Annotated in this window: 22 protein-coding genes; 13 read left to right on the top strand and 9 right to left on the bottom strand. The window is 74.2% G+C overall.

Going from position 1 to position 22,604, the window contains the following annotated elements; genetic code table 11:
• Nucleotides 1–17: 17 nt before the first annotated feature.
• Nucleotides 18–182 carry a Rossmann-fold NAD(P)-binding domain-containing protein gene (locus LNK82_RS44765; RefSeq protein WP_230572893.1) on the bottom strand — a complete coding sequence of 55 codons (165 nt, stop codon included), beginning with the start codon at nt 180–182 and terminating at the stop codon, nt 18–20.
• A complete protein-coding gene (locus tag LNK82_RS44760; protein WP_230572892.1) occupies nt 179–457 on the bottom strand; it encodes an SDR family NAD(P)-dependent oxidoreductase in 279 nt (92 codons plus the stop codon). The genes LNK82_RS44765 and LNK82_RS44760 overlap by 4 nt, the downstream gene beginning before the upstream one ends.
• Before the next feature lie 278 nt (nt 458–735).
• On the opposite strand from LNK82_RS44760, the gene LNK82_RS44755 reads away from it, so the two are divergent.
• The 6 genes from LNK82_RS44755 to lipB are packed head-to-tail and all read left to right on the top strand — an operon-like array spanning nt 736 to nt 4,613.
• Nucleotides 736–969, top strand: a complete 234-nt coding sequence (locus LNK82_RS44755) for an acyl carrier protein (RefSeq protein WP_230572891.1) — start codon at nt 736–738, stop codon at nt 967–969.
• A complete protein-coding gene (locus tag LNK82_RS44750) occupies nt 956–2,167 on the top strand; it encodes a beta-ketoacyl-[acyl-carrier-protein] synthase family protein (protein WP_230572890.1) in 1,212 nt (403 codons plus the stop codon). The genes LNK82_RS44755 and LNK82_RS44750 overlap by 14 nt, the downstream gene beginning before the upstream one ends.
• A gap of 13 nt (nt 2,168–2,180) precedes the next feature.
• Complete coding sequence (locus LNK82_RS44745) at nt 2,181–3,152, top strand: beta-ketoacyl-ACP synthase III (RefSeq protein WP_230572889.1); 972 nt, start codon at nt 2,181–2,183, stop codon at nt 3,150–3,152.
• Nucleotides 3,149–3,493, top strand: a complete 345-nt coding sequence (locus LNK82_RS44740; RefSeq protein WP_230572888.1) for a 3-hydroxyacyl-ACP dehydratase FabZ family protein — start codon at nt 3,149–3,151, stop codon at nt 3,491–3,493. The genes LNK82_RS44745 and LNK82_RS44740 overlap by 4 nt, the downstream gene beginning before the upstream one ends.
• Nucleotides 3,493–3,921: a 3-hydroxyacyl-ACP dehydratase FabZ family protein gene (locus LNK82_RS44735; protein WP_230572887.1), complete on the top strand. Its 429-nt coding sequence runs from the start codon at nt 3,493–3,495 to the stop codon at nt 3,919–3,921. Before LNK82_RS44740 ends, LNK82_RS44735 begins: the two co-directional genes overlap by 1 nt.
• Nucleotides 3,918–4,613 (top strand): lipoyl(octanoyl) transferase LipB, encoded by a 696-nt coding sequence (lipB, locus tag LNK82_RS44730; protein WP_230572886.1) that lies wholly within the window; start codon nt 3,918–3,920, stop codon nt 4,611–4,613. Before LNK82_RS44735 ends, lipB begins: the two co-directional genes overlap by 4 nt.
• 15 nt (nt 4,614–4,628) lie before the next feature.
• On the opposite strand, the gene LNK82_RS44725 is transcribed toward lipB, so the two are convergent.
• Nucleotides 4,629–6,380: a 1-deoxy-D-xylulose-5-phosphate synthase gene (locus LNK82_RS44725; RefSeq protein ID WP_230572885.1), complete on the bottom strand. Its 1,752-nt coding sequence runs from the start codon at nt 6,378–6,380 to the stop codon at nt 4,629–4,631.
• A 259-nt stretch (nt 6,381–6,639) separates the two neighbouring features.
• On the opposite strand from LNK82_RS44725, the gene LNK82_RS44720 reads away from it, so the two are divergent.
• Nucleotides 6,640–7,134: an HAD domain-containing protein gene (locus LNK82_RS44720; protein WP_230572884.1), complete on the top strand. Its 495-nt coding sequence runs from the start codon at nt 6,640–6,642 to the stop codon at nt 7,132–7,134.
• Here LNK82_RS44720 and LNK82_RS44715 read toward each other — a convergent pair.
• Both LNK82_RS44715 and LNK82_RS44710 read right to left on the bottom strand, forming a co-directional pair.
• Nucleotides 7,131–8,303: an alpha/beta hydrolase gene (locus tag LNK82_RS44715; RefSeq protein WP_230572883.1), complete on the bottom strand. Its 1,173-nt coding sequence runs from the start codon at nt 8,301–8,303 to the stop codon at nt 7,131–7,133. The two genes, LNK82_RS44720 and LNK82_RS44715, sit on opposite strands and share 4 nt — an antisense overlap.
• Nucleotides 8,304–8,316: 13 nt before the next feature.
• Nucleotides 8,317–9,099, bottom strand: coding sequence for a MerR family transcriptional regulator (locus tag LNK82_RS44710; RefSeq protein ID WP_230572882.1), 783 nt, complete (start codon nt 9,097–9,099; stop codon nt 8,317–8,319).
• Nucleotides 9,100–9,252: 153 nt separating this feature from the next.
• Between LNK82_RS44710 and LNK82_RS44705 the strand changes: the two genes are divergently transcribed.
• Both LNK82_RS44705 and LNK82_RS44700 read left to right on the top strand, forming a co-directional pair.
• On the top strand, nt 9,253–9,987 hold the full coding sequence (locus LNK82_RS44705; protein WP_230572881.1) for a sugar phosphate isomerase/epimerase family protein: 735 nt from the start codon (nt 9,253–9,255) through the stop codon (nt 9,985–9,987).
• Complete coding sequence (locus tag LNK82_RS44700) at nt 9,984–11,087, top strand: Gfo/Idh/MocA family protein (protein WP_230572880.1); 1,104 nt, start codon at nt 9,984–9,986, stop codon at nt 11,085–11,087. Before LNK82_RS44705 ends, LNK82_RS44700 begins: the two co-directional genes overlap by 4 nt.
• Here LNK82_RS44700 and LNK82_RS44695 read toward each other — a convergent pair.
• The gene (locus LNK82_RS44695; protein WP_230572879.1) at nt 11,068–11,682 is read right to left on the bottom strand and encodes a TetR/AcrR family transcriptional regulator; all 615 of its coding nucleotides are present in this window, start codon (nt 11,680–11,682) and stop codon (nt 11,068–11,070) included. The two genes, LNK82_RS44700 and LNK82_RS44695, sit on opposite strands and share 20 nt — an antisense overlap.
• Nucleotides 11,683–11,760: 78 nt before the next feature.
• Nucleotides 11,761–13,011 (bottom strand): hypothetical protein, encoded by a 1,251-nt coding sequence (locus LNK82_RS44690; RefSeq protein WP_230572878.1) that lies wholly within the window; start codon nt 13,009–13,011, stop codon nt 11,761–11,763.
• 315 nt (nt 13,012–13,326) lie between these two features.
• On the opposite strand from LNK82_RS44690, the gene LNK82_RS44685 reads away from it, so the two are divergent.
• From LNK82_RS44685 to LNK82_RS44675, 3 genes are read left to right on the top strand one after another with little or no spacing between them, the layout of a single operon-like run.
• Nucleotides 13,327–17,787 carry a ThuA domain-containing protein gene (locus LNK82_RS44685; protein ID WP_230572877.1) on the top strand — a complete coding sequence of 1,487 codons (4,461 nt, stop codon included), beginning with the start codon at nt 13,327–13,329 and terminating at the stop codon, nt 17,785–17,787.
• 59 nt (nt 17,788–17,846) lie between these two features.
• Nucleotides 17,847–18,665: a sugar phosphate isomerase/epimerase family protein gene (locus LNK82_RS44680; RefSeq protein WP_230572876.1), complete on the top strand. Its 819-nt coding sequence runs from the start codon at nt 17,847–17,849 to the stop codon at nt 18,663–18,665.
• Between the two features lie 48 nt (nt 18,666–18,713).
• Nucleotides 18,714–19,631, top strand: a complete 918-nt coding sequence (locus LNK82_RS44675) for an RICIN domain-containing protein (RefSeq protein ID WP_230572875.1) — start codon at nt 18,714–18,716, stop codon at nt 19,629–19,631.
• Here LNK82_RS44675 and LNK82_RS44670 read toward each other — a convergent pair.
• Nucleotides 19,612–20,832: an RNA polymerase sigma factor gene (locus LNK82_RS44670; RefSeq protein WP_230572874.1), complete on the bottom strand. Its 1,221-nt coding sequence runs from the start codon at nt 20,830–20,832 to the stop codon at nt 19,612–19,614. The two genes, LNK82_RS44675 and LNK82_RS44670, sit on opposite strands and share 20 nt — an antisense overlap.
• Nucleotides 20,829–21,149 carry a YciI family protein gene (locus tag LNK82_RS44665; RefSeq protein WP_230572873.1) on the bottom strand — a complete coding sequence of 107 codons (321 nt, stop codon included), beginning with the start codon at nt 21,147–21,149 and terminating at the stop codon, nt 20,829–20,831. Before LNK82_RS44665 ends, LNK82_RS44670 begins: the two co-directional genes overlap by 4 nt.
• A 206-nt stretch (nt 21,150–21,355) precedes the next feature.
• Here LNK82_RS44665 and LNK82_RS44660 point away from each other — a divergent pair, with 206 nt between their 5' ends.
• Entirely contained in the window at nt 21,356–22,546 is a 1,191-nt protein-coding gene (locus tag LNK82_RS44660; protein ID WP_230572872.1) for a lipase family protein, read from the top strand.
• Nucleotides 22,547–22,604: the final 58 nt, after the last annotated feature.

Below are 22,604 nucleotides of genomic sequence, written 5' to 3'. Positions count from 1 at the left end.
CGGAGTACCCCGGCGCGCTACCGGGGAATCCGCTTCCCGTCGCGGAAGAACCCGCCGGTCGGCCCGTCGTCGGGCACCGTCGCCGCCCGCACCACGCTCGCCGCGCCTTGCGCCACCGGCCGGCCGCCGGTACCACCCATGTCCGTGGCGACCCACCCCGGGCACACCGCGTTGACCTTCATCGCGGCAGCTCGGCGGCCAACATCGAGGTCAGCGCGTTCAACGCGGCCTTCGACGTGCCGTGGGCCGGTGTCCCGCCGCCCATCGACGCCGGCGACGCGGCCTCGCTCGACACGTTCACCACCCGCGCGCGCCGGGCCGCCCGCAGCAGCGGCAGCAGGGCCAGGACCATCCGCCACGGCCCGTGGAAGTTGGTCTCCATGGCCTCCCGCACGACCCCCGGATCGGCCGACGACGCGCGCTGCCAGGTGTCGTAGTGGATGGCCGCGTTGCCCACCGGCACGTCCAGCCGCCCGTGCCGCGTGGTCAGGTGCGCCGCCGACCCGGCCTTCTCCGCGTCACGCGGTCAGCACCACGGCGTGGCCGAGCGCGGCCGGCTGGCGGCACACCTCCAGCCCGATGCCCCGGTTCCCGCCCGTCACGACCGCCACCGGCGCGTCCGCCGTGCCCGGCCTCCCGACTCGTGCCCGCCCGGACGTTCTCCCTGGTTGACCGCCGGTCCGGCCGATGAGGTTCGATGGTGGGGAGGAGTCGCGCGAACGTGGGGAGACCGCCGTGTACGAGACGTTGAAGAAGATCCTCGTCGACACGTTGAAGGTCGAGCCGGAGCAGATCACCCCGGACGCGACCAAGGACGACCTCGACCTGGACTCGCTCGCGTTCGTGGAGCTGTCGATGGTGCTCGGCAAGGAGCACGGCCTGCACATCAGCGACGACGAGCTGTTCGACATGGAGACCGTCGGCGACATCGTGGCGCTGATGGAGGAGCGCGCCGGTGACCGGTCTTGACATCGCGGTGACCGGGCTCGGCCTCGTCACGCCGGGCGGTGTCGGCGTGGAGGCGGGCTGGGCGGCGGTGCGCGCGGGCCGTTCGACCGCCGCGCACGACCCGGTGCTCGCCGGCCACGAGGTGACGATCTCGTGCCGCGTCCCCGACTTCGACGCCGACGCGCTGCTCGGCGCGCGGCGGGCCGTGCGGCTGGACCGGTTCTCCCGGTTGGCGCTGGTCGCGGCACGGGAGGCGGTCGCCGGGGAGGACCTCGCCGGCTGGGACGCGGCGCGGGTCGGCGTGGTGATCGGCACGTCGGCGGGCGGCGCGGAGACGGTCGAGCGGCAGCACGGCGTGCTGCTCGCCGACGGCCCGACCGCGGTGTCGCCGCTGGTGCTGCCCATGCACCTGCCGAACATGGTCGCGGGCCAGGTCGCGATCGAGTTCGGCTTCCGCGGGCCGAACCTGGTGGTGTCGACGGCGTGCGCGTCCGGGGCCACCGCGATCGGCGTCGCGTGCGACCTGCTCGCCGCGCGGCGGTGCGACGTGGTGCTGGCCGGCGGGGTCGACGCGCTGCTCACCCCGCTGACCGTGGCGGGTTTCGCCCGGATGGGCGCGCTGTCGCGACGGGACGACCCGGCGACGGCGTCGCGGCCGTTCGACGTGGACCGGGACGGGTTCGTGGCGGGCGAGGGCGCGGCGGTGCTCGTGCTGCGGCGCGCGGAGGACGCGCGGGCCGACGGGCGGCGGGTGCGGGCGCGGGTCGTCGGGTACGGCGCGACCGCCGACGCCCACCACATCACCAACCCGGACCCCGAGGGGCGGGGCGTGATCGCGGCGACGAAGGCGGCGCTGGCCGACGCGGGCGCGTCGCCGGCGGACGTCGGGCACGTCAACGCGCACGGCACGTCCACGCAGCTCAACGACCTGGTGGAGGGGCGCGTGCTGGCGGACCTGCTGCCGGCGGGGCCGCTGGTGACGTCGACCAAGGGCGTGACCGGGCACATGCTCGGGGCGGCCGGCGCGGCGGAGGCGGTGTTCACCGTGCTCTCGGTCGAGCAGGGCGTGGTGCCGCCGACCGCGAACCTCACGACCCTCGACCCCCGGCTGGACCTCGACGTGGCGACCTCCGCCGTGCCGAGGGGGATCGACCTGGCGTTGAGCAACTCGTTCGGGTTCGGCGGGCAGAACGCGGTGCTGGCCATCGCGAAGGCGTGAGCGGGGGAGGACGATGACCTATCGCGGTGCGGTGATCCTCGGGGTCGGCGCGAGCCTGCCGGCGCGGGTCGTCACCAACGACGACCTGGCCGCCCGCCTGGACACCTCGGACGAGTGGATCAGGTCGCGCACCGGCATCGGCGCGCGGCGGTGGGTGGAGCCGGGCACGTCCACGTCGGACCTGGCCGTCGACGCGGGCGCGCGGGCCCTGCGCTCCGCCGGGGCGTCCACTGTGGACGCGGTGATCGTCGCGACGACCACGCCGGACCGGTCGTGCCCGGCGATCGCGCCGGCCGTCGCGGCCCGGCTGGGCCTGATCGGCGTGCCCGCGCACGACGTGGCCGCCGTGTGCACCGGCTTCCTGTACGGCCTGGCGAACGCGGTCGGCCTGATCGCGAGCGGCGCGGCGCGGACCGTGCTGCTGATCGCCGCCGAGACGTTCTCCACCATCCTCGACCCGGACGACCGCGGCACGGCGGTGATCTTCGGTGACGGCGCGGGCGCGGTCGTCGTGGGCGAAGGGGAGGGCATGATCGGTCCGTGCGTGCTCGGCAGCGACGGCACCGGCGCCGACCTCATCCAGGTGCCGGCGGGCGAGCGGTACTTCCGGATGAGCGGCAAGGAGGTGTTCCGGCAGGCGGTCGAGCGGATGTCGGACGTCGCGCTGGACGCGCTGGCCCGCGCCGGCCTCGGCCCGGACGACGTCGACCACCTCGTGCCGCACCAGGCCAACCGGCGCATCTGCGACGCCGTCGCGCGCCGACTCGGCCTCGACGAGGCGAAGCTGCTGACGGACCTCGACGCGGTCGGCAACACGGCCGCCGCGTCGATCCCCGTGCTGCTGGCCGACGCCGCCGCGGCCGGTCGGCTCAAGGCGGGCGACCGCGTGCTCACCGTGGCCTTCGGCGGCGGCCTGACCTGGGGCGCGGCCACGCTGGTGTGGCCGGACGCGACCGCGGACTTCGGTGTGCTGGGGGAGCGGTGACCGGCTACCTCGCGTCGCCCGTGGAAGTGCTGGAACGGTCCGGCGCGACCGTCGTCGCGCGCATGGCGGTCGCACCGGACGACCCGGTGTTCGCGGGCCACTTCCCGGGGTTCCCGATCTTCCCCGGCATGGCGGTCGTGGAGTTCGCGCACCGCGCGGCGACCGCGACGGGCGCGGTGCGGCTCGCCGCGGTCGAGTCGGCCCGGTTCGTGCGGCCCACGTTCCCCGGCACGACGTTGACCGTGCGTTTGACGTGGGACGACGCGGGGCGGAGGTGTGCCGCGGTGGTGAGCGACGACGACGGCGTGGTCGCCCGGATCAAGCTGCGGTACGAGGCGTGATGACCTCCTCCGAGATCCTCCGACTCCTGCCGCACCGGTACCCGCTGCTGCTGGTGGACCGGGTGGTCGACGTGGTGCCGGGCGAGTCGTTGACCGCGGTCAAGGCGGTCAGCGCCAACGAGCCCTGGCACGCCGGTTCCGGTGACTTCCCGTCGACGCTGCTGGTGGAGTCGTGGTGCCAGGCGGCCGTGCTGCTGGCGTCGTGGGACGAGCCGGACACCGGCCGGGTGGTGCTGTTCGGCGCGCTCGCGGACGTGGAGTTCCACCGGCCGGTCGCACCGGGGTGCGTGGTCCGGCACTCGGTGCGCGTCCTGGACGCCCGCGGCGACACGGTGGCGTTCACGGGGGAGGCGGAGGCCGACGGGCACGTCGTGATGACGGTCGGCCGGGTCGTCACGACCGCCCGTGCCGCTAGCCTGGAGTCGTGACCGTGGGTGCGATGCGGTTCGTGCACGGCGGGTTCGGGCCCGACGCGGTGGCGTACGAGCAGGCGTACGCCGAGCAACGGCGGCTGCACGCGCTGCGCGTCGCGGACGAGATCACCGACGTCTGCGTGCTCCAGGAGCACCTGCCCGTCTACACGGCGGGCAAGCGCACCAAGGCCACCGCGTTCCCGCCCGACGACGTCCCGGTGCTGACCGTGGACCGCGGCGGTGAGATCACCTGGCACGGTCCCGGCCAGCTCGTCGGCTACCCCGTGGTGAAGCTGCCGGTGCCGCTCGACTCCGTCGGCCACGTCCGCAGGCTGGAGGACGCGCTGATCGGCACGTGCGCCGAGTTCGGCGTGGTGACGGCGCGGCTGGCCGGGCGCAGCGGCGTGTGGGTGCTCGGCGACCGGCCGCCCGCGCCGGACGTGCCGCCGTCGGCCGCCCGCGCGCACGGGCAGCACCGCAAGATCGCCGCGATCGGCGTGCGCGTCGAGCGGTGCACCAGCCTGCACGGGTTCGGCCTCAACTGCGACCCCGACCTGACCCCGTTCGACCGGATCGTGCCGTGCGGCATCGAGGACGCCGGCGTCACCTCGTTGTCCGCCGAACTCGGCCGTCGGATCACGCCCGCCGACGTGGTGCCCGTGGTCGAACGCCACCTGACGAGGGTGTTCGCGACCGATCGCGGGTGACGGCCCTCGGGGCAGTCACCCCGGCAGGAAGCGGGCCACCGTGCGGGCGATGCCGGCGGCGTCCAGGTCGTGCATGCGCAGGATGTCGGCCCGCGAACCGTGCGGGAGGAAGTCGTCGGGCAGGCCGAGGATCCGGAGCCGGCGGCTCAGCCCCGCCTCGCGCAGCGCGCCGGCGACGGCCTCGCCGACCCCGCCGCCGCGCACGCCGTCCTCCACGCAGACCACCACCCGGTGCTCGGCGGCCAACGCCACCACCGCCGGGTCGACCGGTGCCACCCAGCGCGGGTCGCACACGGTCACGCCGACGCCCTCGCCGGCGAGCGCCACGGCGGCGGCCACCCCGTCGGACGCGAGCCCGCCGACGGTCACCAGCAGCACGTCCCGCCGGGACGACCGGTGCAGCACGTCCACCCGGCCGAGCCGGTCCACCGCGGGGACGTCCGCGCCGATCGCGCCCGCGGGGAAGCGGACCGCGGTCGGCCCGTCGTCGGCGACCGCCTCGTCCAGCAGCTCGCGCAGCCGGGCGCCGTCGCGGGGCGCGGCCACCCGCATCCCGGGCACGACGCGCAGCAGCGCCAGGTCCCAGGCGCCGTGGTCGCTCGGACCGTCCTCGCCGGTCACCCCGGCCCGGTCGAGCACGAACGTCACCGGCAGGCGGTGCAGCGCGACGTCCATCAGCACCTGGTCCGCCGCCCTGGTCAGGAACGTCGAGCACAGGGCCACCAACGGCCGCAGCCCGCCCATGGCCAGGCCCGCCGCGCACGTGACGGCGTGCTGCTCGGCGACCCCGGTGTCGAGCACCCGGCCGGGGAACGCCTCGGCGAACGCGGCCAGCCCGGTCGGGTGCGGCATGGCCGCGGTCAGGCACACCAGGTCGGGGTGCCGGTCGGCGAGCACCGGCAGGTGCCGCCCGAACACCGACGTCCACCCCGGACACCGGGAGGCCGACGGCGCGGGCACGACGTGCAGGTGGTCCACCGGGTCGTCCTCCGCCGGCGGGTGGCCCCGGCCCTTCTCGGTCACGCAGTGCACGACCACCGGCCGCCGCAACGCTTTCGCGACGCTCAGCGCCTCTTCCACCCGCACGACGTCGTGCCCGTCGACCGGGCCGAGGTAGCGCAACCCGAAGGCGGAGAACACGTCGCCGCCCGCGCCCGCGCGCAGCGCGGCGAGGTGCGCGCCCACCGCGCCCGCGGTCGGCGCGTAGGACCGGCCGTTGTCGTTGAGCACCACCACGACCGGGTGGTCGACGCCGCCGAGGTTGTTCAACGCCTCCCACGCCATGCCGCCGGTGAGCGCGCCGTCGCCGACGACCGCCACCACGTGCCGGTCGTGCTCGCCGCGCAGCCGCGCCGCCCGCGCCAGACCGTCCGCATAGGACAGTGCGGTGGACGCGTGGGAGTTCTCCACCAGGTCGTGCGGCGATTCCTCGCGACTGGGGTAGCCCGACAGGCCGCCCTCGCGGCGCAGGTCGACGAACGCGTCCGCCCGGCCGGTGAGCATCTTGTGCACGTAGGACTGGTGCCCGCTGTCGAACACGATCCGGTCGTGCGGCGAGCGGAACACGCGGTGCAGCGCCAGCGTCAGCTCGACGACGCCGAGGTTCGACCCGAGGTGACCGCCCGTGCGGCCCACGGCCTCGACGAGGCGTGCCCGGAGTTCGCGCGCCAGCTCGTCCAGCGCGCCGCGCGGCAGGTCGCGCAGGTCGGCCGGACCGGTGCGCCGGCCCGCCGGTGCTCGGACGGCTCGGTGCAGGGTGTCGGTCATCAGGCCACTCCATGCGGTGCGAAAGCCCTTGCGGCAACGTGGGGTGAGGCGAACGTGCCGCACCCGGCCGGCCGGGACAAGCGGGCCGACGCGTTTCACGCGAACGAGATCACGGGTGCCACACTGACGTGTGCGTGTCGTCCCAGGAATCGGGAAAGCGGCCCGCCCGCGCGTCAGCCACGTCGGAGTTGCCGCGAGGTGATCCCGCCGACCGCGCGGGACGCGAGCCGGCACGGTCAGGTCGAGTAGCGTCGGTCGGGTGAGGCCGCTGGTGCTGCTGGACGTCGACGGGCCGCTGCACCCGTTCGCCGCCCGCACCCCGCCCGACGGGTACGTGGAGCACCGGTGGCGGCTGTCCCGGTGGGGGCGGGCGGTGCAGCGGGCCTGGCTGAACCCGTCGCACGGGCCGGCGTTGCTGGAGCTGGCCCGGCGGACCGGCGCCGAGCTGGCCTGGGCCACGACGTGGGAGCACCGGGCCAACTCGACGGTCGGCCCGGCGCTCGGCCTGCCACCGCTGCCGGTGGTCGGGGTCCGCGCCTACGAGGGCAAGGCGGACTGGAAGTTCGGCGCGGTCGGCCGGTTCGCCAGGGACCGGCCGCTGGCCTGGCTGGACGACGACTTCGACCTGTTCCCGACCGCGCGCCGGGCATTCCTGGACCGCCGCCGCGACCCGACCGCCCTGATCGCGGTCGACCCCGCCACCGGCATCACGGCCGACCACCTGGCCGCGGTGGCGGCGGCTTTGGGCTCCTAGCGCAGGGTGCGGTCGAAGAACGACACCACGTGCCGGCGCACGGTCGGCACCGCGACCGCCGGGTCGAGCGTGCCCACCATCGCGGCGAGCCCGGCGTCGTCCATCAGGCCCGCGGCGCGCAGTTGCGGTGCTGTGGCGGCGAAGTCGGTCAACGTCCAGTGGTTCGCGTCGGCGATCACGTGCTGCCGGGTGTGGCCGTGCGCGAGCATCGCCGACCACGCGCGCCGGTAGCGGTCGTTCTGGAAGCCCTCCGTGCCGAGCAGCAGCAACGGCCGGTCCACGCCGTGCCGGGCGACGGGCAGGAGCTCGCCCTCCTCGCCGGGCTGCTCCGGGTGGTAGTCCAGGAAGCCCTCCATGTTGATCGCCGCGTCGATCCGGCGGCCCCGGTCGGCGTACATCGCTTCGGCCGCGATCGTGCCGCCGAGACCCTGGCCGTACATGCCCACCCGGCGCAGGTCGAGGGCACGGCCGAGGTTCTTCGGGAGCGCACGGCCCCCGGCGTCGGGGTTGCCGCCCGCCGCCAGGACCTCCAGCCGGTCGAGCACGAGGTCGGTGTCCGCGAGCCGGGTGGCGATCACCGCCCGGTAGAGCCGCGGGTCCGCGCTGGGGATGCCGGGCAGGCCCACCGGCCGCGGCCCGGACGGCAGGTCGACGGTGAAGGTCTCGCCGGGGTGGTCGATCGTCACCACGACGTAGCCGCGGCTCGCCAGCTCCTCGGCGGTGGTCACGCCGAACGCGCGCGGCTCCACCAGCCCCGGGCTGTAGAGCACGACCGGTCGGCGCGCGGGGCGCGCGGGCGCGTCCACGTGCGAGTGGGTGCGGGTGGCGCCCCAGTCCACGCCGCTCGTCGGCAGGTGCGGGAACCCCCACGGCGCGTACGACGGGAACGCCGCCGCCGCGCCCGGCGTCAGCTGCGGCGCGGCCGGGTGGTCGCGGACGTCCAGCGCCGGGTAGTGCACCGACGCCATCACCTCGCGGGGCCGGCCGTCGGCGGACCACGGGTCCGGGCGCTCGGCGTCGACGAGGTGCAGCGCGGTCACGCCGACGCGGTGCGGGCCGGTCGGCGCGGGCAGGCTCGGCGTCAGGCCCGGTTCCGCCGCGGCGACGCCGGTCAGCGTCGCGGCGAGGACGGCCAGGGCCGTTATGGACGCACTGGTCCTGTGGAACATCTCTCCCCCTTGATCATTCGGCTGACAATGCCGCGTACATGCGGGCCACGTAGTCCCACAGGCCGTCGCCGAGGTCGTCCACCGGCTGACCCGGCAGCACGTCCCGCAGCACGCCGCGCCCGTTCTCGCGGAACAACGCGCCCATCGCGCTCAGGATCTCCCGGTCGCCGGCGGCGAAGGTCTCGCCGACGTCGACCAGGCGCCGAGCGGTCCGGCGGACCTCCGGGTCGTCCACCGGGTCGCCCGCGCGGTAGTGCCCGACCACCTTCGCGAGCACGTCGGGCCACTCCTCGTCGAGCCTCTTGCGGGCGTCGGGACCGACCTCGAAGGCGTGCCGGTCCAGGAAGTCCCGCTGTTCCCGGGTGAGGCGCCCGTCGAAGATCGTGGTGCTGCCCAACAACGCGAGGAGCCGGTCCGGGTCCGGCCGGGTCGGTCCGCTCAGCTGGGCGAGCAGCCCCCTCGTCTGGCGGCGCAACGCGTTGAGCCGCCAGACCTGCTCGTCCAGCTGTTCCAGGTGCCCGGCGAGCACCCGGGCGAGCGGGCCCGGGTCGGCCGCGCCGGTCAGCACGCCGCCGATCTCCTCCAGCGACATGCCGAGCTGCCGCAGCAGCCGGATCTGGTAGAGCCGGTGCAGGTCGGCCTCGGTGTAGCGCCGGTGGCCGGCGGGCGTGCGCTCGCTCGGCCGCAGCAGGCCCAGCTCGTCGTAGTGGTGCAGCGTCCGCACCGTCATCCCGGCCACCTTGGCCAGCGCGCCGACGCTCCACCGCGGCTGGTCGAGGCCCCCCTCAGCGCTCATGGCACGACCCTAGAACCTCACGTCGCGTCAGGTTCAAGTCTGTTTCCCGGTCGGGACAACGAGGTCATACTATGGCGTGAATTTCTACCAAGTGGTAGAAATCTGCCTGGGAGCGCTTCCATCCACGCCCGACGCCGACGTCAGGAGCCCGTGATGAGCAGAACGTCCGTGCAGCTGTACTCCGTCCGCGACGCGTTCGCGGCCGACCCCGGCGACACCCTGCGGCGACTGGCCGCGATCGGCTTCACCCACGTCGAGCCCTACGGCGTCCTGGAGAACGCCGACGTGCTGCGCACCGCGCTGCCCGAGCACGGCCTCACCGCGCCGACCGCGCACGCGCAGCTCATCGGCGCCGACCAGCACGCGGTCTTCGCCGCCGCGGCCGAGTGCGGCATCGAGGTCGTGATCGACCCGTACGTGGACGCCGAGCGGTGGCAGGACCCGGCGGACATCGCCGCCACCGCGTCCGCGCTCAACGCCGCCGCCCGGGTCGCCGCCGGTCACGGCGTCCGCGTCGGCTACCACAACCACTGGTGGGAGCTGGCGTCCCGGATCGACGGCCGCAGCGCGTTCGAGGTGCTGGCCGACGGGCTCGACCCCGAGGTGGTGCTGGAGGTCGACACCTACTGGGCGACGGTCGGCGGCGAGGACGCGCCCGCGCTGCTGCGCCGCCTCGGCGGTCGGGTGCACGCGATCCACGTCAAGGACGGCGGTCTCGCGCAGGACGCGTCGGGCCAGGTCCCGGCCGGCCAGGGGCGTGTGCCGGTGGTGGACGTGCTGGCCGCCGCGCCGCAGGCGTTGCGCGTGGTCGAGTTCGACGCCTACGACGGCGACGTGTTCGCCGGTCTCGCCGAGAGCCACGCGTTCCTCGCCGAGGTCGCGGCGTGAGCGCCCCGGTCGGCGTCGGGGTCGTCGGCACGGGCGTGATCAGCGAGGAGTACCTGCGCAACCTGACCGCGTTCCCGGACCTGCGGGTGGTGGCCGTCGCCGACCTCGACCCGCAACGGGCGGCGGCGCGGGCGGCCGCGCACGGCGTGCCGCGATCGTCCACTGTGGACGAGCTGCTGGCCGACCCGGACGTCTCGGTCGTGGTCAACCTGACCGTGCCCGCCGCGCACGTCCCGGTCAGCCTGGCCGCGATCGAGGCCGGGAAGCACGTGTGGGTGGAGAAACCGCTCGGGCTCGACCTGCCCGGCGCGCGAGACCTGCTCGACCGGGCGGCGCGACGGGGGCTGCGGGTCGCGTGCGCGCCCGACACCCTGCTCGGCGCCGGGTGGCAGACCGCGCGCCGGGCCGTCGACGGCGGTCTGATCGGCGAGCCCCGCACGGCGCTCGCCCTGTTCCAGACGCCGGGTCCGGAGAGCTGGCACCCCGCGCCGGAGTTCCTGTTCCAGGCGGGCGGCGGGCCGCTGCTCGACATGGGTCCGTACTACCTGACCGGGCTGGTGCACCTGCTCGGCCCGATCCGCCGGGTCACCGCCGCGGGCAGCCGGGCGCGGGACACGCGGGTGATCGGGTCCGGGCCGCGGGCGGGCGTCGAGTTCGAGGTGACCGTGCCGACCACGGTGACCGCGCTGGTCGAGTTCGAGCGCGGCGGGACGGCGCAGGCGGTGTTTAGCTTCGACTCGGCGTTGTCGCGCACGGGTTTCGTGGAGGTCGCCGGCACGCTGGGCACGGCCGTGCTGCCAGACCCGAACGGTTTCGGCGGCACGACCGAAGTGCACCTGTCCGACGGTGTGCAAACGCTTGCGCCGCAGGGGCACTCGGCGTCACGCGGCACGGGCGTGCTGGAGCTGGCGCGGGCGATCCGGGCAGGCGTTCCGGAACGCGCGTCCGGCGAACTCGCCTACCACGTGCTGGACGCGATGCTGGCGATGGAGGAGTCCATCGCCCTCGGGCGCCCGGTGGACGTCGGCAGCACGGTCGAGCCGCCGCCCGCGCTGCCGGTCGACTGGGACCCGGACGTCCTCAGTCCAGCGGGACGGTGAGCAGGCTGCCCAGGTAGAACCGCAGCGAGCCGACCAGGTCGACCTCGTCCGGCGTGGTCAGCCACTGGACCTGCAAGCCGTCCATCAACGCGATGAACGCCAGCGCCGCCGCCGCCGGGTCGACGCCCGGGCGCAGCTCGCCCCGGTCCGCGAGGGCCTGGAACGAGCCGACCACGCCCTCGCGCGCCGCCCGGTAGTGGCGGACGAAGTAGTCGTGCGCCGGGTGGTCCGCGGCGACGGCCTCGGCGGCCAGGCGCGAGTAGAGGTCGACGATGCCGGGGTGGCGGACGTTGTGCTCGGCCAGGGCGAGGAAGTGGCGCAGGACGTCGACGCCGGGAGTGGCCTGCAACTGCTCCCGCTCGGCGTCCTCCGCGTCACGGCGTTCCAGCACGGCGGCGAGCAGCGCTTCCTTGGTGGGGAAGTAGTACAGCAGCCCGGCGTGCGTGATCCCGGCGCGCTTGGCGATCTCGCGCAGCGACGACCCGTGGTAGCCGGCCTCCCCGTACACCGCGACCGCCGCCGTGATGATGTCCTCGCGGCGGATCCGGCCCTTCAGGTAACCGCCGGTCCCGGGGCCCGCCGTCGTCTCGCGCACGCGGACATCATGCCCCACGGCCCCCCGGTGGCGCGTCTCGCCGAAGCGGCGACGAACTCCGGCGCGGCGGCGCCCGGGTCACGCCGGCGGGGTCCACGTCCTGAGCCGTCCGGCCGCCAGTTCGGCGAACCTGCCGGTGCGCGGGTTGTGCGCGATCGGCGTGAAGCCCTCGACCAAGCCCGTCCGCGCGCCGTCCGCGGGGTCCCAGATCTCGAGCCCCGCCGCCGTGGCGACGTAGAGCAGGCCGTCGTGCCCCCACATCCGCCCGACCGGACCGGCGAACGCCGTCACCCGCCGCGCGTCCACGACGTCGTGCACCTCGACCCCCGCCACCGCCGGCCGGTCCCACCGGTCGATCGGCTGGAGCACCGCGGTGCGCTCGTCCAGCCACGCCATCGGCACGTCCCACGTCGCCCGGGCGGCGAGCTGCCTGCCGTGCTCGGTCGCGTGCACGTCACCACCCAGCCACGCCGCCACGTCGTGCACGACCGTCACCCCGTCCGGGCTCCACACCCAGCCGTCGTCCAGCAGCCACCGCCCCGACGGGTCGAGCAGCAGCGCACCGTGGAAGTAGTCCAGGTAGTGCTCGGGCTTCGGATCGTCGCCCGACCACGTCGTCACCCGGTCGGTGAGCAGCCGGCCCGAGGCGAGGTCGACCGCGTCGAGCCGGTTCCAGTCGGTCGCGGCGACGACGACCGCGTCGGAGTCCGTGCCGACGAACGCCACCGGGAAGGACGTGTGGCGGTAGCGGTAGTCGCCGCGGTCCAGGGCCAGCACCGGCGTGCCGGTGACGAGGTCGAGCACCACGCCGTGGCGGCCGAAGTCGGTCACCACCGCCGCGTGCCGCCCGTCCGGCGAGGTGTGCACCGCCGGGCGCGGTCGGTCGGCCGGCCAGGAGTCCGGCGGCTCGACGGGCAGCGACACCGGCGCGACGAACGTCGTCCCGGTCCCGTCGACCCGCACCAGGCCGGCCTCGGCGAGCACCAGCCAACCGTCGGGCAACGCGGCCGCGCACCACGCGTTCACCGGCTCGACCGGGCAGTCCGCGGTCGTCCACGTGCCACCGGGATCGGCGTCGCGGTGGCGGACCTCCGGCTGCCCGATCCAGTCGACGAGGTCGCTGTGGTCCTCCACCCGCTCCACGCAGCCGACGCACAGCACGATCAACGACGGGTCGTCCCGCCCCGCGCACGCCTCGCACACCCGGTCGTACGCCATGCCGACCCCGGTGAACCGCCCGTAGTGGTCGGGGGGTCGTTCGGCGACGAGGTGCGCGCAGCCGCGGGACCCGGAGTCATGCGCGGCATGCCCGCACGGCAGCACGTCCACCGGCCCATTGTGGACCACCTGTCGGACCAGGGCGGCGGCGTTGACGGACCGTGCACATGGACGCCTGGGTGATCCGCCATTCAGGCATGACTTTCGTCGGAAACCAGCAAAAGTATTGCCAACTTCGGTTGGTTCTGAACAGAATTGCGCTCGCGTTCCAGCTGTGAGCTGGACCACAGAGCCATCGTCCGCGAAGCCCAGCGTTGTGCGACCGAGGAGACAGCGGTGCGACGTCAGCGAAGCACGCTCGGAACCCGTCCCCGAACCACCCGCGGATCAGCCACCGCACTCGCCCTCACCGCGGCCCTGGGCGCGATGACCCTGGTCGCGACACCCGCGACGGCTCACCCCGACGGCGAACACCTCCTCGTCTTCTCCAAGACGGCGGGCTTCCGGCACGACTCGATCCCCGACGGCATCGCCGCGATCACCGAGCTCGGCTCGGCGAACGGCTTCACCGTCGAGGCGACCGAGGACGCCGCCGCGTTCACCGACGCCAACCTCGCCAGGTTCGACGCCGTGGTCTGGCTGTCCACCACCGGCGACGTGCTGGACGAGGCGCAGCAGCAGGCGTTCCAGCGGTTCGTGGAGAACGGCGGCGGCTACGCGGGCGTGCACGCCGCCGCCGACACCGAGTACTCCTGGCCCTGGTACGGCGGGCTGGTCGGCTCGTACTTCAAGTCACACCCGCCGATCCAGGAGGCCGACGTCGTGGTCGAGGACCACGACCACCCGTCGACCGCGCACCTGCCGGACACCTGGACCCGCACCGACGAGTGGTACAGCTACCAGTCCAACCCGCGGTCCAAGGTGAAGGTGCTGGCGGCGCTGGACGAGGCCGGCTACACGCCGACCGACCCGTCCGGCGACCACCCGATCTCCTGGTGCCACACGCCCGGCCAGGGCCGCTCCTGGTACACGGGGTTGGGCCACACCAGGGAGTCCTACGCCGACCCGGCGTTCCGGCAGCACCTGCTCGGCGGGCTGCGGTACGCGCTCGGCGTCGCGCCCGCCGACTGCGAGCCCGAGGAGGCGCCGCCGACCGACCGCGACTTCGACCAGGTCACGCTCGCGCTCGGCGAGGAGAAGACCGGCGAGCCGATCGCGTTGGCCGTGCTGCCGGACCGCCGGGTCGTGCACACCTCCCGCGACGGCCGGGTCTGGCTCACCAGCCCGGAAGCCACGACCACGCTCGCCGGCCGCGTGCCCGTCTACAACCACGACGAGGACGGCCTGCAAGGCGTGGCGGCGGACCCCGGCTTCGCGGACAACCGCTGGCTCTACCTCTACTACGCGCCGCCGTTGGACACACCCGCCGGTGACGCGCCGGAGACCGGCACGGCCGCCGACTTCGAGCGGTTCCGGGGCCACAACCAGCTGTCCCGGTTCAAGCTGACCACCGACGGCGTGCTGGACCTGGCGAGCGAGCAGCGCATCCTGCAGGTGCCCGCCGACCGCGGCCTGTGCTGCCACGCGGGCGGCGAGATCGACTTCGACGCCGCGGGCAACCTGTACCTGTCCACCGGCGACGACACCAACCCGTTCGCCTCCGACGGCTACACGCCGATCGACGAGCGCCCCGACCGCAACCCCGCGTTCGACGCGCAGCGCTCGTCGGCCAACACCGACGACCTGCGCGGCAAGGTGCTGCGGATCAAGGTCCAGGACGACGGCACGTACACCGTCCCGGAGGGCAACCTCTTCGCGCCCGGCACGGACAAGACCCGGGCCGAGATCTACGCGATGGGCTTCCGCAACCCGTTCCGCTTCGCCGTCGACAAGGCCACCGGCTGGATCCACCTCGGCGACTACGGCCCGGACGCGGGCGCGGCGGACCCGGCCCGCGGCCCCGGCGGCAGCGTCGAGTTCAACCTGGTCAAGGCGCCCGGCAACTACGGCTGGCCCTACTGCGTCGGCGACCGGGTCCCGTACGTCGACCACGACTTCGCCACCGGCACGTCCGGCGCCGCGTTCGACTGCGCCGCGCCGAAGAACACCAGCCCGCGCAACACCGGCCTGCTCGACCTGCCGCCCGTGCAACGCGCGTGGATCGGCTACGACGGCGGTTCCGTGCCCGAGTTCGGCAGCGGCGGCGAGTCGCCGATGGGCGGCCCCGTCTACGACTTCGACCCGGACCTGGACAGCCCGACCAAGTTCCCGGAGTCCTTCGACGGCAAGACGTTCGCCTACGAGTGGGACCGCGGCTGGATCAAGACGATCGACGTCGGCGCGGCCGGCGAACGTGGCGCGATCACGCCGTTCTTCGACTCGATGACGCTCACCCGGCCGATGAACCTGGAGTTCGGCCCGGACGGCTCGCTGTACGTGCTGGACTACGGCAGCGGCTACTTCGGCGGCGCGGAGGACTCGGCGGTCTACCGCGTCGACTACGCCAGGGGACGCCACACGCCGGTCGCGAAGCTGAGCGCCGACAAGACGTCCGGCCCCGCGCCGCTGACCGTGCGGTTCGACCCGGGCGGCACGGCCGACGAGGACGACGACCCGCTGACCTACGCGTGGGACTTCGACGGCGACGGCACGACCGACGACACCACGGCCGGACCGGTCACGCACACCTACACCGCCGTCGGCCAGTTCACCGCGAAGCTGAACGTCACCGACCCGACCGGCCTCGTCGGCTCGGCGAGCGTCGTGGTCAACGTCGGCAACACCGCGCCCGTGGTGGTGCTGAACGCTCCCGCCGACGGCCGCGTGTTCAGCTTCGGCGACGAGGTGCCGTTCTCCGTCACGGTCACCGACCCCGAGGACGGGCAGGTCGACTGCGCGAAGGTGACCGTGGAGTACATCCTCGGCCACGACAGCCACGGCCACCCGCTCACCCGCGCCACCGGCTGCGAGGGCGTGCTCCCGACGCCGTCCGACGGCGGGCACGGCCTGGACGCCAACATCTTCGGCGTCATCCACGCCTCCTACACCGATGGCGGCGCGCCCGGCGCGCCCGCGTTGACCGGCGAGGCCGAGGCGATCCTGCAACCGAAGGCCAAGCAGGCCGAGTACTTCACCGCCATGCAGGGCGTGCAGGTGGTCGAGACCGGCACCGCCGAGGGCGACAAGCGCGTCGGCTACGTCGACGACGGCGACTGGATCGCGTTCGACCCGGTGCACCTCGGCGGCGTCACGTCGATCGGCTACCGGGTGTCCTCCGGCGGCAGCGGCGGCACGATCGAGGTGCGCGTCGACTCGCCGACCGGCGCGCTCGTGCAGCGGCAGCCCGTGCCGTCGACGGGTGGCTGGGACAACTACGTCGAGCTCGCGCCGTCGCCGATCACCGACCCCGGCGGCTCGCACCGGTTGTTCCTGGTGTTCAAGGGCTCCGGCAGCCTGTTCGACGTGGACGCGATCCGGTTCACCACCGGCACGGCGCCGCCGTCGTGGGAACCGGTCCGGCGCACGCCCGCCGAGTCGTACTCCGCGCAGCGGGGCACCTCGGTGATCCGCGCCGAGGAGGCGCAGGGCGGCGAGCAGGTCGGCAACGTCCACGACCGCGACTGGATCGCGTTCGACGCCGTGTCGCTGGCCGGCGTCACGGGCATCGGCTACCGGGTCTCGTCGGCCACGGCGGGCGGCACGATCGAGGCGCGCGTCGACTCACCGACGGGACCGCTGGTGTCGAGCACCCGGGTCGAGGGCACGGGCGACTGGCGCGCGTACGCCGAGCTGCCGCCCGCGGCGATCACCGATCCGGGCGGCACGCACCGGCTGTACTTCGTCTTCCGCGGGGGGCGGGGCGCGTTGCTGGACCTGGACACGATCACGTTCCGCGGCGCGGGGACGGTCGCGGCGGTCGACGTGCCGGCGGAGGCGTTGAGCGGGCAGCAGGGCGTGAACGTGTACGACCGCGAGACCGCGCAGGGCGGCAAGCGGGTCGGCGAGATCAACGACGGCGACTGGGTGTCCTACGCCGACGTCGACCTGTCGAAGACCGCGGGCATCGGCTACCGGATCTCGTCCGGCGGTGTCGGCGGCACGCTGGAGGCGCACGCCGACTCGCCGACCGGGCCGGTGGTGCACGCGCCGGTGACCGTGCCGGTGACGGGGAGTTGGGACTTCTACCTCGACCTCGCGCCGCAGGAGGTGCGCCTGACCGGCGTGCGCGACCTGTACCTGGTGTTCAAGGGCGGTCCGGGCGCGCTGTTCGACGTCGACACCATCAGGCACCTCCGCTACAAGCCGGCCAGTGGCGCGTGCAAGCCCACCAAGCCGGAAGCGGGTTATCGCAGCCTCTACGACGGCACGGGCGCGACCGGGTGGCGGCAGGCCGGTCCCGGGCGGTTCGTGGAGGAGGACTGCGCCCTGCGCACCGAAGGCGGGCTCGGGCTGCTGTGGTTCGAGGAGGAGTTCTCCGCCTACAGCCTGAAGTTCGACTGGAAGGTCGCGGGCGACGACAACTCCGGCGTGTTCGTCGGCTTCCCCGACCCCGGCACGGACCCGTGGGTGGCGGTGGACCACGGCTACGAGGTGCAGATCGACGCGACCGACGCGCCGGACCGCACCACGGGCGCGATCTGCTCGTTCCAGTCCGCCGACCTCGCCGCCCGGGACTCCGCGCTAAAACCGCCGGGTGAGTGGAACACCTACGAGATCGTCGTGCGGGGGCAGCGCATCCGCGTCTTCCTCAACGGCGTGCTGGTCAACGACTTCACCGGCACCGACCCGGCTCGCGACCTGACCAGCGGGCACGTCGGCCTGCAGAACCACGGCGACGGCGACGACGTGTGGTTCCGCCACGTCCGCGTCAGGGAACTTCCCCGATGACCGGAGCCGCGCCCCCACCGAAGCCCGATGACCGTTCCCAGCCGATCGAGGAGTCACCCATGCCGTCCCGCCGCACGTTCCTCAGCACCGCCCTCGCCACCGGCGCGGTCGTCGCCCTGCCCTCCGCCGCGTCCGCCGCCGACCACCCGTGCCGCCGGGTGCCGAAGGAGTCGATCAGCATCCAGCTCTACACCTTGCGGGGCATCATGGGCGACGACCCGGAGCCCGTGCTGTCGGCGTTGGCCGACATCGGCTACCGCAAGGTCGAGCTGGCCGGCACGTACGGCCGCAGCGCCGCGGAGTTCGCCGCCGTGCTGCGGCGGTGCGGGCTGCGGGCGACGTCCAGCCACGTCGGCATCGACGGCGACCTCGACCAGGTGATCGCCGACGCGCGCACGCTCGGGCACAAGTACGTGGTGGTGCCGTGGGTGGACTACCCGACCCTGGCGCAGTGGCGGGCGTTCGCCACGCGGTTGGAGGCGGCGGGGGAGAAGGTGCGGCGCGCGGGGTTGAGCCTCGGCTACCACAACCACGCGCACGAGTTCGCTTTGGTGGAGGGCGTGCGGCCGTTCGACGTGATCACGGCGGGCACGACGCGGCGCAACGTGCACCTGGAGCTGGACCTGTACTGGGCGGTGGCGGGCGGGGTCGACCCGGTGGCGGTGCACCGGGCGAACTTCCCGCGCGTGCGGCAGTTCCACGTGAAGGACCGGGCGGCCGACGGGTCCTTCGCCGACCTCGGCACGGGCACGATCGACTTCGCGGCCATCTTCCGGGCCGCGAACGTGACCGATTACATCGTGGAGAACGACCAGCCGCGCGACGCCCTCGTCACCGCGCGGGTCGGCTACGACTACCTGGTGAACCTCCGGTTCTGAGGGCGGCCGGCTTGCCCGCGGCGACGGTCAACCACCAAGATTGCGCGCGTGACGTCGCACGGTGCCCAGCCGGATTCGGCGCGTGACGTGGCCGAGTTCGTGGCGATGTTGCGCGAGCTCAAGGAGAAGTCGGGGTTGACCCTGCGCGGCCTGGAGGAGAGCGCGGCCGCGCAGGGGGAGGTGCTGGCCCGCAGCACGGCCGCGGACATGCTGCGCCGGGACAGCCTGCCCCGGGCGGAACTGCTGACCGCGTACGTGAAGGCGTGCGGGGTCGAGCAGCCGGAGCCGTGGTTGAGCGCCCGTGAGCGGCTGGCCACGGGCGTGGTGGCCGCGGTGCCCGAAACGCCGGCTCGTCCCGCGTGGCGCCGCCCGTGGACGGTGCCGGCCGCCGCCGTGGTGGTGCTGGCGCTGGTGGTGACGGCGGTGCTGGTGTGGGGTGACGCGCCGGACACGGCGGCGATCGACCCGACCACCAGGCCGAAGCCCGACCTGCTGCCGCTGGTGTCCGCCGGCAGCTGGGCGAGCATCCACGCGGCGGACGCGCCCGACCTGTGCCTGACCGAGGGCCGTGACAGCACCAAGCGCTACGAGCCCGCGGTCGCGGCGCTGCGGCCGTGCCTCGATCCCGGGCCGCGGGTGTTCCTCCAACCGGTGGGCGCCGAGTTCACCACCATCAAGTGGGAGCACCCGGTGGACAAGGAGATCGGGTGCCTGACCGTGCGGCGCGAGGAACCGGCGCTGCACCTGCTCGAACCGTGGAACCACTGCGCCGACGACAACGCCGACCAGGTGTTCCGCGTGGAGCAGTCCCGTCCCGGTCGGTACCGCTTCCGCTCGGCGGGTGGTGCGGCGTGCGTCGGTCTGCGCGGTGGCGCGGTCCGGGAGGGCGCGGAGGCGATCCGCGAACCGTGCGCCGACGAACCGGATCAGGAGTTCACCGTCGACTTCACCCCCGCAGAGCGCTGAGCTGGCGGGTGAGGTGGCGGCGTTCCGCGTCGGTCGGGGCCAGGGCCAGGGCCCGCTCGTAGGCGGCGAGCGCCTCGGTCGTCCGGCCGAGGCGTCGCAGGAGGTCCGCCCGGGTGGCCGGGAGCAGGTGACCGGTCACCTCGTCGGCGAGGTCGTCCACCAGCGCCAGACCGGCCGCGGGGCCGTCCGCCATCGCGACGGCCACCGCCCGGTTCAGCCGCACGACCGGTGACGGGACCAGCTTGGCCAGCTCGCCGTAGAGCAGGGCGATCTGGGGCCAGTCCGTGTCGTCCGCCCGCGCGGCCGTGGCGTGGCAGGCGGCGATGGCGGCCTGCACCTGGTAGGGCCCCGGTCGGCCGCGCCGCAGCGCCGAGTCCAGCAGCGCCACGCCCTCCTCGACCTGCCCGCCGTCCCACCGCGACCGGGCCTGCTCGTCGAGCGGCACGAGGTCGCCCGCGTGGTCGAACCGCGCGTCCCGGCGGGAGTCCTGCAACAACGTCAGCGCGAGCAGGCCGACCGCCTCCGGCTCGTCGGGCATCAACGCGACCAGCGTGCGCGCCAGCCGGATCGCCTCCGCGCACAGGTTGCGCCGCAGCAGGTCGGCGCCGCCGCTGGCCGCGTAACCCTCGTTGAACAGCAGGTACAGCACACCCAGCACGCCACCCGTGCGATCGGGCAGCAGGTGGGCGGGCGGCACGCGGTAGGGGATGCGGGCGTTGCGGATCTTCTGCCGGGCCCGCACCAGCCGCTTGGCCATCGTCGCCTCCGGCACCAGGAACGCCCGCGCGATCTCCGCCGTGGTCAGGCCGGCGACGGTGCGCAGGGTCAGCGCGACCCGCGCCTCCAGCGTCAACGCCGGGTGGCAGCACGTGAAGACCAGCCGCAGCAGGTCGTCACCGATGTCGTCGCCGTCGACCTCCTCCGGTGACCCGTCGGGCACCGCCACCACCTCCCTCAGCTTCGCCGCCTCCACGCTGGAGCGCCGCAACCGGTCCAGCGCGCGGTTGCGGGCGGTCGTGGTGAGCCACGCGCCGGGACGGCGGGGGACGCCTTCGCGGGGCCAGCACTCCAGCGCCCGCGCGAAGGCGTCCTGCACGCACTCCTCGGCCAGGTCCCAGTCGCCGGCGAGGCGGATCAGCGTCGCCACGATCCGCCCCCGTTCGGCCCGGAACAGCTCCGAGAGCTCCGCCTCGACCGTCATCCGGTGTAGAACGGCCGCACCTCGACCGACCCGAACCGCGCGCACGGGTGCCGTGACGCGATCCGGATCGCCTCGTCCAGGTCGGCGCAGTCGACGACGTCGTAGCCCACGATCTGCTCTTTCGTCTCGGCGAACGGCCCGTCGCTCAGCAGCACCTCGTCACCGCGCGCCCGCACGGTCGTGGCGTCCTCGACCGACCGCAGCCGCGAGCCGTCCAGCCGCCGGTCCCCGAGCTCGGCCACCCACTGCTCGATGGTCGGATCGCCTTCCGTCGGCTCGATGGTGTCGTCGACGCAGATCAGCAGCATGTACTTCATCGGTCACTCCCGTCGTCCGGTGCATTCCACCACTACGACGAACGGGAACCGCCGAGGAGGACACCCGCGGTCCGCGTAGCACGTGAGCGCAAATCCCGGTCTCGTGTTTGCGCGCGCGTGACAAGAATCCGCAGGGTGCTTGACCTGCGAGAACAGGTCGCGCCATGGTTCGGCGGTCGTCACCCGAGCTCGACGAGGAGCAGCCCATGCGATTGCACCGGGGGTGGGCCGTCGCGCTCACCGCGGTCCTGACGGCGGCCGGCACGACCGACGCCGCCGCCCAGATCTCGTACACCGGACCGAGCCCCGCGCCGGCCAACGGCGACGTGCTGCGGTCCGAGCCCGCCGACTTCTTCCTCGACCCGGTCAAGCTGCTGCGCGCGCCCGCCACCGTGCACCGGATCCTGTACCGCAGCACGGACACGCACGACCGCCCGATCGACGTCAGCGGCACCGTGCTCACGCCGCACGTGCCGTGGTCCGGCCCCGGCCCGCGTCCGGTCGTGGGGTACGCGCCGGGCACGCAGGGCGTCGGTGACGACTGCGCGCCGTCCCGGCAGCTGGCGATGGGCAGCGAGTACGAGGGCCCGTTCCTGGCCGGTCTGCTCACCCGCGGCTACGGCGTCGTGGTGACCGACTACGAAGGCCTGGGCACGCCCGGGATGCACACCTACGTCAACCGCGCGGCCGAGGGGCACGCGGTGCTGGACGCGATTCGCGCCGCGCAACGGCTGCCGGAGGCGAACCTGCCGGACGACGGGCCGGTGGCCGTCGCCGGGTACTCGCAGGGCGGCGGTGCGGCGGCCGCGGCCGTCGAGCTGTACGCCGGGTACGCGCCGGAGCTGGAGCTGAAGGGCGCGTACGCGGGCGCGCCGCCCGCCGACCTCGGCGCCGTGGCGCGGAACCTGGACGGTCACTACGCGGCCGGGTTCCTGGGCTACTCGCTGCTGAGCCTCGACGCGGCGTACCCCGAACTGGACATCCCCGGCGTGCTCAACGACGCCGGCCGGAAGCTGCTGGCGCAGGTGGCGCGCCAGTGCACCGCCGAGGCGCTCCTCGCGCACGCGTTCCGCAAGTCGGTCGACCTCACCGCGGACGGTCGGCCGCTGGCCGCGTACCTGGACGAGGAGCCGTACCGGTCGCGGGTGGAGCAGCAGCGGATCGGCGTGCGCAAGCCGGGTGCGCCGGTGCTCGTGATCCACAGCGCGCTGGACGACATCGTGCCGTACGCGCAGGGCGCCGAGATGGTGCGGCGGTGGTGCGCCCTGGGCGCGAACGTCAGGTTCAGCACGTCGCTCGTGCCGACGCACGCGGCCGGGATGGTCGCGGCCTACCCGGAGGCCTTCGCCTGGCTGGAGGCCCGCTTCGCCGGCGTGCCCGCGCGCGGCACCTGCTGAGCGTCGCGGGGGGGGGGGCGGGCGCGCCCCCGGGGCCCCCCCCCCCCCCCCCGCCCCA

Origin of the sequence: Saccharothrix luteola (assembly GCF_020859565.1) — a bacterium.
In the GTDB taxonomy this organism is placed as follows: Bacteria; Actinomycetota; Actinomycetes; order Mycobacteriales; family Pseudonocardiaceae; genus Actinosynnema; species Actinosynnema luteola.
This window is presented reverse-complemented; position numbering and strand designations above follow the sequence as displayed.